15 protein-coding genes are annotated in these 12,177 nt (G+C 52.4%); 8 read left to right on the top strand and 7 right to left on the bottom strand.

The features are described from left to right. Positions 1 to 76 precede the first annotated feature (76 nt). Positions 77 to 1,102: a hypothetical protein gene (locus PKO01S_RS18325; protein ID WP_127532889.1), complete on the top strand. Its 1,026-nt coding sequence runs from the start codon at positions 77 to 79 to the stop codon at positions 1,100 to 1,102. 361 nt (positions 1,103 to 1,463) lie between these two features. On the opposite strand, the gene PKO01S_RS18320 is transcribed toward PKO01S_RS18325, so the two are convergent. Further along, the gene (locus PKO01S_RS18320; RefSeq protein ID WP_127532888.1) at positions 1,464 to 2,375 is read right to left on the bottom strand and encodes a LysR family transcriptional regulator; all 912 of its coding nucleotides are present in this window, start codon (positions 2,373 to 2,375) and stop codon (positions 1,464 to 1,466) included. A gap of 133 nt (positions 2,376 to 2,508) precedes the next feature. Here PKO01S_RS18320 and PKO01S_RS18315 point away from each other — a divergent pair, with 133 nt between their 5' ends. Together PKO01S_RS18315 and PKO01S_RS18310 are read left to right on the top strand one after the other, a co-directional pair. Continuing rightward, positions 2,509 to 3,555, top strand: a complete 1,047-nt coding sequence (locus PKO01S_RS18315; protein ID WP_127532887.1) for a zinc-dependent alcohol dehydrogenase family protein — start codon at positions 2,509 to 2,511, stop codon at positions 3,553 to 3,555. 25 nt (positions 3,556 to 3,580) lie between these two features. Beyond that, on the top strand, positions 3,581 to 5,035 hold the full coding sequence (locus tag PKO01S_RS18310; RefSeq protein WP_127532886.1) for an aldehyde dehydrogenase family protein: 1,455 nt from the start codon (positions 3,581 to 3,583) through the stop codon (positions 5,033 to 5,035). A 73-nt stretch (positions 5,036 to 5,108) separates the two neighbouring features. On the opposite strand, the gene PKO01S_RS18305 is transcribed toward PKO01S_RS18310, so the two are convergent. The 4 genes from PKO01S_RS18305 to PKO01S_RS18290 all read right to left on the bottom strand — a co-directional run bounded on the left by PKO01S_RS18305 (position 5,109) and on the right by PKO01S_RS18290 (position 6,583). Further along, complete coding sequence (locus PKO01S_RS18305; RefSeq protein WP_127532885.1) at positions 5,109 to 5,348, bottom strand: hypothetical protein; 240 nt, start codon at positions 5,346 to 5,348, stop codon at positions 5,109 to 5,111. 5 nt (positions 5,349 to 5,353) lie between these two features. After that, positions 5,354 to 5,674: a heavy metal-binding domain-containing protein gene (locus PKO01S_RS18300; RefSeq protein ID WP_127532884.1), complete on the bottom strand. Its 321-nt coding sequence runs from the start codon at positions 5,672 to 5,674 to the stop codon at positions 5,354 to 5,356. Positions 5,675 to 5,746: 72 nt separating this feature from the next. Beyond that, positions 5,747 to 6,115 (bottom strand): DUF4180 domain-containing protein, encoded by a 369-nt coding sequence (locus PKO01S_RS18295; RefSeq protein WP_127532883.1) that lies wholly within the window; start codon positions 6,113 to 6,115, stop codon positions 5,747 to 5,749. Between the two features lie 12 nt (positions 6,116 to 6,127). Then, positions 6,128 to 6,583, bottom strand: a complete 456-nt coding sequence (locus PKO01S_RS18290; RefSeq protein ID WP_127532917.1) for an SRPBCC family protein — start codon at positions 6,581 to 6,583, stop codon at positions 6,128 to 6,130. A gap of 251 nt (positions 6,584 to 6,834) precedes the next feature. On the opposite strand from PKO01S_RS18290, the gene PKO01S_RS18285 reads away from it, so the two are divergent. From PKO01S_RS18285 to PKO01S_RS18265, 5 genes are all read left to right on the top strand, one after another. Then, the gene (locus PKO01S_RS18285) at positions 6,835 to 7,293 is read left to right on the top strand and encodes a RidA family protein (RefSeq protein ID WP_127532882.1); all 459 of its coding nucleotides are present in this window, start codon (positions 6,835 to 6,837) and stop codon (positions 7,291 to 7,293) included. Positions 7,294 to 7,311: 18 nt separating this feature from the next. After that, positions 7,312 to 7,932, top strand: a complete 621-nt coding sequence (locus tag PKO01S_RS18280; protein WP_127532881.1) for a DJ-1/PfpI family protein — start codon at positions 7,312 to 7,314, stop codon at positions 7,930 to 7,932. Next, positions 7,898 to 8,578: a Dph6-related ATP pyrophosphatase gene (locus PKO01S_RS18275; RefSeq protein WP_407669669.1), complete on the top strand. Its 681-nt coding sequence runs from the start codon at positions 7,898 to 7,900 to the stop codon at positions 8,576 to 8,578. Before PKO01S_RS18280 ends, PKO01S_RS18275 begins: the two co-directional genes overlap by 35 nt. A 420-nt stretch (positions 8,579 to 8,998) precedes the next feature. Further along, positions 8,999 to 10,012, top strand: a complete 1,014-nt coding sequence (locus tag PKO01S_RS18270; RefSeq protein WP_164779662.1) for a LacI family DNA-binding transcriptional regulator — start codon at positions 8,999 to 9,001, stop codon at positions 10,010 to 10,012. A gap of 22 nt (positions 10,013 to 10,034) precedes the next feature. Continuing rightward, the gene (locus PKO01S_RS18265; protein WP_127532879.1) at positions 10,035 to 11,192 is read left to right on the top strand and encodes an amidohydrolase family protein; all 1,158 of its coding nucleotides are present in this window, start codon (positions 10,035 to 10,037) and stop codon (positions 11,190 to 11,192) included. Here PKO01S_RS18265 and PKO01S_RS18260 read toward each other — a convergent pair. Beyond that, positions 11,178 to 11,732, bottom strand: coding sequence for an NUDIX hydrolase (locus PKO01S_RS18260; protein ID WP_164779661.1), 555 nt, complete (start codon positions 11,730 to 11,732; stop codon positions 11,178 to 11,180). The two genes, PKO01S_RS18265 and PKO01S_RS18260, sit on opposite strands and share 15 nt — an antisense overlap. Before the next feature lie 88 nt (positions 11,733 to 11,820). Next, a complete protein-coding gene (locus tag PKO01S_RS18255) occupies positions 11,821 to 12,177 on the bottom strand; it encodes a MerR family transcriptional regulator (protein WP_127532877.1) in 357 nt (118 codons plus the stop codon).

The following is a 12,177-nucleotide window of genomic DNA, read 5'->3' as shown; positions in this document are numbered from 1 at the left end:
GAGCATAAGTCGGTAGTTTACCGAAGCTTCAACATACAACTTGAGCCTGCTCCCTCTTTAAGGAGCGAATTATCCCATGCCACTTTATCTGAGAAAGGTTATTAGTTATTCAATTGTGATCTTATTTATCGTTCTTATCTATGTGCTGTATAACGAGTTCTTTGCCCCGAAACCTGTAGATGAAAAAAAAGATCACAAAGTCATACACTTATCCAACGATAGCGATTACAGCAAAAAAATAAAAACACCTTCCGATATCAAATTACCTTCAAATACTAGCAGCGTGAGTTATGGCTTACAGATTTACGACTCCAAAGGAGACTTTATTAATAGAGATTATATTAATATTGAAAAAGACAACCCGCTTCACCTATTTGCCTCTATAATTAATGTTTCTTCACAAGATGATCATGTGGGTCTATTAGTTGCACTAGATGGAGAATTTCAGAAATTTAAAGTTGATGGTCAGAAGAATCAATACATATATCATACGGAATTAAAGAAGTTGTCTAATAAAAATATACCAATTACTTTGGATGCGAATGGATTATCGCGATACAAAAGACTGGATATCGTAATGATATTCTACTTTAATGAGCTTCCCGGAATTAAGAAAGAATATATTGATTTTTATACCAACTCTATATTCTTTCATATCAATCCCGACCGTACCGCCGACCAGCAATTGCGCGCAAGTGAATTGCAATCAGGCTCGTCAAATATTATAAGTCTTCCTGATCGATTCTCCGGCAAGATTAGAGGTCAAGGGGTTAGAGCTTTAATTGATGCAGAAGATATCCAACAAACCAACTTATCGCAACAAAACAACGTTAACTTCACAGATGGTCACCCATTATTTTTTTATAGTGCAGGCGGTAAAGGAAAATATGCTTCGACTATATTCTTAAACAATGAGCCAATAGCTATAGACGGTAAAATGACTGCATATTACGAGTTAAAAGACAAAGAATTGTATGCCCAAAAATTTAATTTAAGCAGTCAACTGTCAAAGGGCTCCTATCCCTTGTACTGTATAACCGTTCCACTTGATGATTCGCCATTTGTATTCAGTTCACAAAAATCAGTGCTTGTAATCCAATGAATAATACTCACATAAATTACAGTTAACGCTAAAAGTACAGTATCAATTCATATTTTACATTTATCAAACTTCAAAAACGATATGCCAGAAGGCCAGATGTAGAAATTGAAAGACAAATAGAAATAAGCCGGTAAGACCCAATCAGCCCTGCTGTATGGATCAACCGGCTTATTTATTGTATGGTTTCCATCATGACGCCGCCATTTACATGCAGTACCTAACCTATTAGGAACAAGGAATTGTCGGGAGCCAAATAGATACGTCAGCGCAAGCCCGAGCAGTTGTCCAGACCGCTTCATCGGCGTCTCCAGACCGATCGTCTTCACGTAATCGCTCCCGTCTCAAGCTCGATGAACTCCCTTCAATATTCCATCACCGTGGCTGTCTCAGCCCTATCTCTCTTATAGAACTCAATAATAAACTGTCGGAACCGCTGCGCGGCGATCGATAAGTAATGCTTCTTGGACCAGACCAAGCCCGTCGAAACCTTGAATCCGGGGTGATCCGTAACCCGCAGCCGATTCGGCATGAGATACGCTCTCTTCTGCCAAGCCGTCTCCGGGCAGAACATGATGCCTAAGTTGCGGCGGAGCAGCAGCACGAGCGCATCCGACTCGTTCACCTCGATCATCGTATTGGGCGTAAACCCGGCCTGCTGGCACAGACCGTCCGACAACGTGCGGAACCAGTAGCCCTGTTGCAGCCCGAGGAACGGTTCGTCCTTGATTTCCTCCAGCGTGACCGCGTCCCTTCCGGCCAGCGGATGTTTATCGTGCACAATGACATAGATCGGCTCCGTCCGAAGAGGAAGCCACTCCATATCCGGTCCTTCGAATGGCGCAGCCTGAATGCACAAATCGATCTCTCCGTCCTCCAGCATGCGCTTGATGACAGCCGCCGGCTCCATCACTTGGCGGAAATGGACATTCGGATACAAGGTCAGAAACTCTCCAATCAAATCCGGCAGCGTGCTGACGATCGAAGCGGACAGCGTAATGCTGCCCCGGTTCAGCCCGGCCATATCCCTCACTTCCTGCATGCCTTCCGCAAGCTCTAGGAACATGCGGTCCACCCGCTCCAAAAATACTTTGCCGAACGGATTGAGCCGAATGTTGCGGCCCTGCCGGTCAAACAGCGGGGCACCGATATGCGACTCCAGCCGCGATATCGTCTTGCTGAGAGACGGCTGCGCGATCTGAAGCTCCTCGGCTGCCTTAGTAATATGCTCCAGCCTTGCGACGGTCTGGAAATATTTCAACTGCAGAAGCTCCATAACGGCCGATTCCCCTTTTATATAGACTGGTAGCTATCGTTTCATAGTTTATTATGTATTATACATCAATAATGGGCGTCCCTATAATTGAAAGCGAGTTCACAAACTTTTCACAGGGAGATGACCCTTTACGATGAAAGCAGCTGTATTGGAACAATTCAACCAACCGTTGGTCGTAAGAGAAGTCGCCGATCCGACGCTTACGCCTGATGGCATTATTCTTAAACTCGAAGCGACCGGCGTCTGCCGCAGCGACTGGCACGGCTGGGCCGGCCATATGAAGAGCTCGATCCCGGCGCTGCCTCACATTCTCGGCCACGAGATGAGCGGCGTCATCGAAGAAGTCGGCTCGAACATCCGCAACTTCAAGAAAGGCGACCGTGTTATCGTGCCTTTCAGCCAAGGCGACGGCACGTGCCCGCACTGCCAGGCTGGCCATCACAACGTATGCGATAACATGAAAATGGTCGGCTTCAACTTCGAAGGCGGCTTCGCGCAATACGTTCATATTCCGAATGCCGATCTGAACCTGCTCCATCTGGCTGACGAGATCGACTTCCTGACGGCAAGCGCGATGGGCTGCCGCTTCATGACGGCATTCCACGGCGTTATCTCGCGCGGCGGCGTTCGTCCTGGCGAATGGGTTGCCGTATATGGTTCGGGCGGCGTCGGTCTGTCCGCGATCCAGATCGCATCTGCTGCAGGCGCGAACGTTATTGCGGTCGATATCGCGGATGACAAGCTCGATTTTGCGAAGAAATTCGGTGCAGTCGCGACCGTGAACAGCAAGAACGAGAACGCTCCGCAAGCGATCAAAGAGCTGACGAAGGGCGGCGCTAACATCTCCATCGATGCGCTCGGCATTCAAGATACCGTTCTCAGCTCGATCATGAGCTTGAACAAACGCGGACGCCATGTCCAAATCGGCATTAGCCCGAACCCGAACGGCGGCATGACGCCAGTACCGGTCAACCTCATTATGATGAACGAAATTTCCGTGCTCGGCTCCGTATCGATGCCGATTCCGGAATACCGCAACATGCTGAACATGGTCGGTACCGGCAAGCTGAAGCCAGGCGCGCTCGTGACGAAGCAAATCGCGCTGGACGACATCAACACAGCATTCGACGACATGACGAACTTCGCTGGCTTCGGCTTGACGGTCGTCACGAAATTCTAAGCTAACCGATTGGAGGCCTTCCCCCGTGTCTGACAAATACAACAAGCAATACATTAACGGCGTATGGCGCGACGGTTCCAGCGTGCAAGTATACGATAACGTCAATCCGTTCAATGGCGAAGTGCTATGCTGCATCAAACTGGCCAATCGAGCCGATATCGACGAAGCTTATACAGCGGCGAAGATTGCACAGAAAGAATGGGCGAGATCTTCCGCCGAAGATCGCAAGCAGGTGCTGCAGCGTGCTGCGCAGCTGCTCATGGGCCGCAAAGATGAAATCGTCAGCCTGATGATACAAGAAACCGGCGCATCCTACGTGAAGACGGTGTCCGAGTTTATGGCGGCTGCCGGCTCGATCATGGCCGCGGTTGAATACGTCGATGCAATGTTCTCGCCACACGTATTCCCAGGTCAAATTCCGGGCAAAGAAAACCATGTGTACCGCTGCCCGCTCGGCGTCATCGGCGTCATCAACGCCTTCAACTTCCCGCTGTACATGGCCATGCGCGTCGTCGCTCCGGCCATCGCCGCAGGCGACGCGATCGTTATTAAACCGGATACGCAGACGTTCATGTCCGGCGGACCGATCGTTGCAGAGATTTTCGAGCAGGCAGGTCTGCCCAAAGGCGTCGTAAACGTCGTCGGTTACGACATCTCCGAAGTTGGCGATTACATGATCGAGCATCCGGTGCCGCGCATTATCTCGTTCACCGGCTCGACCGGCGTCGGCCGCCATATCGCAGAGCTGTGCGGCAAGAACTTGAAGCGCACCTCGCTGGAGCTTGGCGGCAACAACCCGTTCGTCGTGCTGGAAGACGCGGATCTGGACCAAGCCGTTAACGCAGCCGTATTCAGCAAATATATGAATTCAGGCCAAGTGTGCATCTGTACGAACCGGTTCCTCGTACACCGCAAGCATTACGACGCATTCGTCGAGCGGTTCGCGGAGCGTTCGAAGCAGGTCGCTTACGGCGACCCGTCGAATCCGCAAGTTGTGATCGGACCGCTCATTAACGAGCGCCAGATTCAGAAGGTGCTTGGCATTGCGGAAGCGGCGAAGCAGGAAGGCGCCCGCCTCGTGCTCGAAGGGCAGCGCATCGGCAACGTCGTGACGCCGTTCATCTTCGCCGATGTCGATCCGAAGTCGAAGCTGGCCGGCACCGAAATTTTCGGACCGATCGCAACGATCATTCCATTCGACTCCGACGAAGAGGCTCTTGCGATTGCGAACGATACCGAATATGGCCTGTCCAGCGCCGTGTTCTCAACCGATCTTGACAAAGCGATGGCATTCGCATCCGCGATTGAGAGCGGCATGACGCACGTGAACGATACGACGATCAACATGGACATGAACGCGCCGTTCGGCGGCGAGAAAATGTCCGGCATCGGCCGCTATCACGGCGAGATCGGCTTCGAGGAATTTACGACGACCAAATGGATTTCCGTTCAGAAGGAAGAGCGCAAATTCCCGTTCTAATACGGTTAGTCCCAAGCCCGATATAAAAAATAAGCTAGATCCGTGCGGCCCCGACTGGCTGCGCGGATCTAGCTTATTTGCGGTTCAGCGGCACGGTCTCGTACAACCGTTCCCCGCTTTGTTCGTTATACCAGACCTGCTGAATGACGCCTGTCGTCGGATCGACGAATATTTCATCCGTTCGGTGAAAGCCCGGCGGAGCCTGGAACTTCCGGGAACGGCGGCGTCTGCGGCGGTATATCATCGTACCGGCAACCGAAATGCCGATAATTAGAAACTGGCTAATAAGATAAACAATGAATATCGTTGACATCGCCCTTACGACTTCTCGATAACGACAGCCGTTCCGTACGCTACAATCTCCGACATCGTCTGGCCGATCTCACCGGAGTCGAACCGCATCATAATGATCGCATTAGCTCCCATCCCATGGGCATTCTGAACCATCCGGTCGATCGCCGTCTTGCGCGCGTCCTCGATCATCTCAGTATATTCCTTGATCTCTCCGCCGAACAAGCTTCGCACGCCCGCCGTAATATTGCCGCCAAGCCCGCGGCTTCTGACAACAACGCCGAACGTATGGCCGACGACACGGTCGATACGGTAGCCGGGAATGTTCTCTGTCGTCACAACGATCATGTCGATTCCTCCCATATTATGTTACATACCGAAATGAACATAGCACGCTTGTGTAACCATCGTCAAATAGCGTTATCCAACCTGATGAAGTTTATCCAGCGCCTCTGCTTCGTCCCCAAGGAAGAACACCTGCGTACCATGATTGCTTTCATAGATAAAATCCCGAAGGCTCTTGCTCGCGTAGCCGTCGTAGCTGCCGACGATCGCCAGCTTCACTTGGTAGTTCGTATATTTCTGCAAAATATCGCCGGCAATCCGCGTGCTCAGATCAAAAAACGCCTCGGTGACGTTCGATTTGCGGATCAGCATTTTGTCACAGTCGTGGCTGTACCTGATCGATGCCATTAAGTCGAGCGCATCCTGCACATCATGGATGAGCACCTCACTGCTGTCGATCACAGCGACTTTCGAGTTCCCTCTCGTATCAACTGTTACGTTCATTCTTAAACCCTCCTACTCTGCTTTAATATGGGCATGCGGCGCTTTGTCCGCGACAAGATTCAGCTCGATGCCATGCTCCAGATATGCCTTCAATCCGCACAGCACGATCGTGAACCCTTCCTTCGCATCGATGGCCTGGTTGACGATCTCATCCTCACCGCCCTGGAACCCCGAGTTCGTAATCGTCACGAAGGTCATGCTCTCAGACTGGGGAGTAAACGTCCACTCGACTTTCGTTCCCCAATCGATAACGATTCGTTCGTTCGGCACCGCATCGACCACTTCGACTTCGGCTGCCGCACCGTACATATCCCAGTGCCACTCTACGGTCCGCCCCTTCTCCAGCTTGCCGCTGCCTCTTGTGAACCAGAACTTCGATGTAACCGCCGGATCGATAAAAGCGTCGTATACCTGCTGCACCGGCTTTCGAATCAGCATCTCCGCCCGTATGATCAGCTCGTCTCGCATCATGCTCACTCCCTTGTCCATAGTGAGAGCCCTGCGCTGCCGCTTTCAGGTCATCCCATCAGATCATCTTGTCCCTATTATAGCGGAGGCCAGCTGCATTATCCTGCGTATTTGGTCAGGGAATTCCATAAGACCATCTGACCCTCTATTTCTGGCCGCATCTGAGTCTTCTAATCGCGGCCGTTCCCCTATAGCCTATGGATAGAGTCATTAGGGTTTATTACTCCATAAACGATTCAGGGGGTATCAACATGTCAACGATTGAAGACAGACTGGCCCAGCTGGGCATCATACTTCCGGCGGAGAGCGCTCCGGCTGCGAACTATGCGAACTTCGTGCTCGCAGGCAGCTTATTATTCATTTCGGGCAAAGGTCCTGCAGGGGACTCACGCGGCAAGCTTGGCGCGGACTATACGACCGAGGAAGGCTATCAGTTCGCGAGGGCGGCAGGCATCGAAGTGCTTGCCGTCGTCAAGGCCGCAGCCGGAAGCCTCGATAACGTGAAACGGGTTGTCAAAGCGCAAGGCTTCATCAACTCGAGTCCCAGCTTCGCCGAACATCATCTCGTATTGAACGGTTTCTCCGATCTGATGGCCGAAGTATTCGGGGAGAAAGGCCTTCATGCGCGGTCAGTATTCGGAGCGAATTCGCTGCGCAATCAATTGCCGGTTATCATTGACAGCATCTTCGAAATTCATTCTGCCGATTAGAAGGAGGAATATATACCGATGCACATGGCGTTTATTCTATTCGACGATATGACGACGCTTGATTTGGCCGGATTCCATAACGCGGTCACTTGGCTTAACAAACGAGGATACCGGGACGACTTAACGTGGCACTATTGTGCGGATAAGCCGGAAATAACCGATGACCGAGGGATGACCATAAAGGCCGACTGCGTACTTCCCGACCTGGCTGCATACGATCTCGTGTTCATTCCCGGCGGCATCGGCACGAGACGTTGGATTCACGACAAGCCATTCATGCAATGGATACAAAGCGCAATGGCGGTACCGTACAAAGTATCCGTTTGCACAGGCGCTCTAATTTACGGGGCCGCGGGATTCTTGAGGGACCGCACGGTGACAACCAATCCGCTCGCTCTCGAACTGCTGAAGCCTTACTGCCGGGAGGTCGTACGGAGCCGCGCCGTACAAGACGGCGGCATCTTCACGGGCGGCGGCATTACTGCCTCGGTCGATCTTGGACTGTACTTCATCGAATCAACGATGAACGGGGAAATCGCTAGCGACATTGCCATGCTAATGGATTATCCTTATTACAGTCCAAGCAATAGGAGTGATAGTAATCATGGCGGATTGGAAAACAGGCGCACAGGGGCGTAAGTTCGTCGCCTCTTACAGCGGCGGCAAGGACAGCACCTTGGCGCTCTATACCGCAATGCAGACGGGAGAAGCGTTAGGACTCATCGTCATGCTCGAGGAGGAAGGAAAGCGGTCCCGGTCGCACGGCTTGCCCCCGGAGATCATTCGCGCGCAAGCGGATTCGATTGGGCTTCCCGTCTATACGGCAGCGGCAAGCTGGGACGATTACGAGGCCGCCTTCACCGGTCTGCTCATCGAAGCGCGCAGCCAAGGAGCAGAGGTGCTTGTAACAGGAGATCTGGACATGCCCGCACATGGCTGCTGGCATGACAAGGTGACCGCTGGCGTCGGGCTGCAGCTCGGCATGCCGCTCTGGGAAATGGACCATCGCAAGGTGATCGAACAGTTCATCGACCTTGGATTCATCACGGTGGTCGTTACGGTCAATCTATCGTTAGGAATGCGGGAGGACGATCTCGGGCGGACGATTACACATGATTATGTGCGCGAGCTGATCGAGCGCGGCATCGATCCATGCGGCGAAGGCGGCGAGTTCCATACGACCGTAGTCGACGGTCCGCTTTTCAAACACCCGATAAGCGTCCGCAAGTGTGCCATCGTTAGGCATGGCGAATATGCTTTTCTGCCGTTGGAGCTTGCCGTTTAACAGGCAGATTCCCTCGTTGGATCAATGCAGCTTGGCCAGTCGCTATCCCCGTTCGAGCAGTCGAACGGGGGCGTCTCCCTTCCCTGCACTTTGTGCAGTAACCTCAGCCCGCAACGCCATTCTCGCGTATCAAGGCTGCACTTTATGCAGGCTTTGCCGCCGCTATCCTCTCTCATGCGCTCGAATAGGGGCATTTCCCTGCACTTAATGCAGTAGCATCAGTCTACAAAGCCACGTTCGCGCATTAAGCCTGCACTTTATGCAGGCTTGATGCGCTCGAACGGGGGCGTTTCCCTGCATTTTGTGCAGGCGCCCCTCCTATTTCGGGAACGTTCCCAAAAATATATTGATTATTTTCCATTTTTATTTTATATTCTCTTTATAAATTGGGAACGTTCCCGAAACGGAGGTGCCCGCATCATGAAAATATCCATCAAAGATATAGCCAAGCATTGTGGAATGTCAGTCAGCACCGTATCCCGGGCGCTCAATGACGATTATGGCGTGAAGCCGAAGACGAGGACGCTCGTGTTGGATGCAGCCAAAGAGCTTGGCTACGTGCCGAACCTAGCGGCCAAAGAGCTCGTAAGTCAGAAGAGCAAACTGGTCGGCATTCTTATTACCGACAACGTTTATGAAGCTAGGCCCGCATTCTTCGAACTGCTTCAACACATCAACAAAGCATTGGCGCTCCATCATTACCGGTCGATTATTTGTACGGTGAACGACGTCAACTACGTCAAGGGCGAGCTGTCTGAGACCATTGCCTCGCGCAACCTGAATGGATGCATCATCATGAACCCATTCCCGTCCCATCACCCGATCTACGAAGAAATTGAGGGAATGGACAGCCCCACTGTCGTACTCGAACAATCGATTGTTACCCGTACCTGCTCTAATCTGAACACTGACGAGGTATTAGGTGCGTATATGGCGACCCGATGGTTGATCGAGCATGGACACCGGAGAATTGCGCTGGTGAACGGAACGGAAGCCTACGAGATTAGCCGGCAACGGCTAGAAGGCTTCCTGCAAGCGGCCGATGAGGCCGGTCTGCCGCCGGATGACCGGCCCGTCGTGTGGAGCGATTACACAGGCAGCGGCGGCCAAGAAGCTGTTCATCGCCTGCTCCGTCTTCATCCGGAAACGACGGCCGTCTTCTTCGCGAACGATCTGATGGCGATGGGCGCCATCTCGAGTCTCGCCGAAGCCGGCATCCATGTGCCCGGCCAGCTCTCGGTCATTGGCTATGACGGCTTATATGTCGGTAAGTACTATAATCCGCCGCTGGCATCCATCGTCATCGACAACCCGGCTATCGGGACGAAAGCAGCCGAGCTGCTGCTAGAGCTCATTCATGGAGGTACCGGACGATCGGTCCGGATCAAACCGCACTTGTTCCAAGGCAAGAGCACCGCCGCACGAACATACTGACACCAGAAGAGGAGAAATGATGATGCCCCACCAATTTCTACGCATTACCGTAAGTGCACTGTCGGCTGCTTCCTTAGTGCTGGCAGGCTGCAGCGCATCCTCCAGTACCGGCTCCAAGACCGAAACAGTAGCCGCAATTACCGAAACCGCTGGACGAGAAGTCATCGTCGAGCCGATGACCGACTATGCGCCGGATCAGGATGCAGCCACGCAAGTCGAAGCGATGAGGGCGAACAAGAAGCCCGGCCAGGAGCTCTATGAGGCGTATCGCGATCTTACCGTCATCGACATCCATAATCATGCCGCGGCTAACCCGAACGCGTTGTCCGAATGGGGTGCTTACGGCATCGACCGCATCGTTCTGTTCGGCGATATTTCCGAGCCTAGCGCTCAGACGACCGATCGAATGGCATGGGAGCAATATCAAAAGGAGCCGTCCCATGTCTACCCTTCCTTCGCCGGCTTCCCGCTCTATGAAGACGAAGGCATTGCCGTGGTCGAGAAAAACTTAGAGAAAGGCTATTTAAACATCGGAGAAGTGGCCGCCGCTTCGACCTACTCGCCGATCGTATCCAAGGTGAAATGGAAGTCGAAGCATCCGAACGACGGCAACTGGCCGGCCATCTACGATCTTGCCGCCAAATACAAGGTGCCGGTGCTGCTTCATATCGATCCGCCGAACGGCGAGCCGATCGTCCATTTGGAGGAAGCGCTGGATGAGCATCCGGACACCGTTATTATTTTCGGACATGCCAATGCCTATAATCCTCCCTCGAATATCGAAGCGCTGCTGGAGAAGCATCCGAATCTGTACATCGACTTCTTCGCAGGCTTCACGGCCTACAGCAACGACAGTACCAATAAGCTGGAAGATTTCGTGCCGCTCATCGAGAAATATCCGGACCGGTTCATGCTGTCCACCGATTCGGGCTACGGCCTGACGACGGATACGGCGGCGAAAGGATTGTATGACATCATCGATCTGCTCAAGCCGGAGACGGCGGCGAAGGTCGCTTATCAGAACTATGAGAGACTAGTCGAGCTTCAGCCGCCCACCGGCACCCAGATTCAGACGATCAAGACTTTATCCGCGCAAGCCGGCAAATACGAGACGTACCGGTTGAACAAAAGGATGGCGAACGAGCTCATATTCGAGCTCACGGCATTAACGGACAAGTAACAGCCCGTCCATATGGCGAAACAGAACCGCGAACCCTTCTTCATGAATCCAATATTGCTCATCGCGGTTCTGTACAGCCTGTTTGAACGCCTCGTATGTACACCACTTCACTTCCTGCACTTCATCCTCCTGCAAAATCAGCTCTTCGATATTCACATTCATCCGCAGCATATGAACATCGTAGAAGGCGTCGTCGATGAAGGTGCCTTCATTCGCTTCGATTAGCTCCCGGAACGTATACAAATAACGAACATCGTGCAGACATCCCGATACGTCCAACCCGAGCTCTTCCATAAACTCTCGGACGATCGTCTGCTCATTCGTCTCGCCGCTCTCGATGTGTCCGCCGAGCGATACGTACCATTGATCCGGATGAAGATCTTTCACTTTGCTTCTCTTCTGCAGCAGCAGCTCGCCCGCCGCGTTGATCAGCCATACATGAACGACTTTGTGCAGAATCCCCTTCGCATGCGCCTCGCCCCGCTCTACGACTGCCCCCGTCTTCATCCCATCCGCATCAAGTACGTCGAAATACTCCATCCTGTCCCTCTCCCCGTATCCATTCGATTTGTGGATCCTATATGGAATGAACGAATGGACAGGACAAAAAGCTTGCGCGCCGCCGCCGTTAATGCCGGCCCGTCTCATAAAATTTGATCTTTAGATCGATGATGTTCAAGTTTTTCCTCATTTCGTCCATCTGCCGGGCGACTTCCCGCCGGTGGGCTATCATCATTTGCTTGCGCTCCTCGGCGGTACCGCTGCCTTCAACGACCATATCCATATACTTTTTGATCTCTTTGATCGGCATGCCGGTATTCTTCAAGCAGCAGATCAGCTTCACGAGCTCCAGATCGGTATCCGAGAACGTCCGGTTGCCGGACTTGGTTCTGGCAACGAATGGGAGAAGTCCTTCTTTATCGTAATAACGGATCGTATGAGGCGACAGATCGCATATTTGCGCAACTTCTTGAATCGAATACAT

This window comes from Paenibacillus kobensis NBRC 15729 (genome assembly GCF_004000825.1).
Classification (GTDB): Bacteria; Bacillota; Bacilli; order Paenibacillales; family Paenibacillaceae; genus Paenibacillus_T; species Paenibacillus_T kobensis.
Note: the sequence above shows the minus strand (reverse complement) of the source record. Positions and strands in the feature narration are given on the sequence as shown.

Excerpts from the sequence above, each read along its gene's own strand:
- PKO01S_RS18325 (WP_127532889.1), top strand. The coding sequence starts at position 77 with ATGCCACTTTATCTGAGAAAGGTTATTAGTTATTCAATTGTGATCTTA.
- PKO01S_RS18320 (WP_127532888.1), bottom strand. The coding sequence starts at position 2,375 with ATGGAGCTTCTGCAGTTGAAATATTTCCAGACCGTCGCAAGGCTGGAG.
- PKO01S_RS18315 (WP_127532887.1), top strand. The coding sequence starts at position 2,509 with ATGAAAGCAGCTGTATTGGAACAATTCAACCAACCGTTGGTCGTAAGA.
- PKO01S_RS18305 (WP_127532885.1), bottom strand. The coding sequence starts at position 5,348 with ATGTCAACGATATTCATTGTTTATCTTATTAGCCAGTTTCTAATTATC.
- PKO01S_RS18300 (WP_127532884.1), bottom strand. The coding sequence starts at position 5,674 with ATGATCGTTGTGACGACAGAGAACATTCCCGGCTACCGTATCGACCGT.
- PKO01S_RS18295 (WP_127532883.1), bottom strand. The coding sequence starts at position 6,115 with ATGAACGTAACAGTTGATACGAGAGGGAACTCGAAAGTCGCTGTGATC.
- PKO01S_RS18290 (WP_127532917.1), bottom strand. The coding sequence starts at position 6,583 with ATGCGAGACGAGCTGATCATACGGGCGGAGATGCTGATTCGAAAGCCG.
- PKO01S_RS18285 (WP_127532882.1), top strand. The coding sequence starts at position 6,835 with ATGTCAACGATTGAAGACAGACTGGCCCAGCTGGGCATCATACTTCCG.
- PKO01S_RS18280 (WP_127532881.1), top strand. The coding sequence starts at position 7,312 with ATGCACATGGCGTTTATTCTATTCGACGATATGACGACGCTTGATTTG.
- PKO01S_RS18275 (WP_407669669.1), top strand. The coding sequence starts at position 7,898 with ATGGCGGATTGGAAAACAGGCGCACAGGGGCGTAAGTTCGTCGCCTCT.
- PKO01S_RS18270 (WP_164779662.1), top strand. The coding sequence starts at position 8,999 with ATGAAAATATCCATCAAAGATATAGCCAAGCATTGTGGAATGTCAGTC.
- PKO01S_RS18265 (WP_127532879.1), top strand. The coding sequence starts at position 10,035 with ATGCCCCACCAATTTCTACGCATTACCGTAAGTGCACTGTCGGCTGCT.
- PKO01S_RS18260 (WP_164779661.1), bottom strand. The coding sequence starts at position 11,732 with ATGGAGTATTTCGACGTACTTGATGCGGATGGGATGAAGACGGGGGCA.
- PKO01S_RS18255 (WP_127532877.1), bottom strand. The coding sequence starts at position 12,177 with ATGTATTCGATTCAAGAAGTTGCGCAAATATGCGATCTGTCGCCTCAT.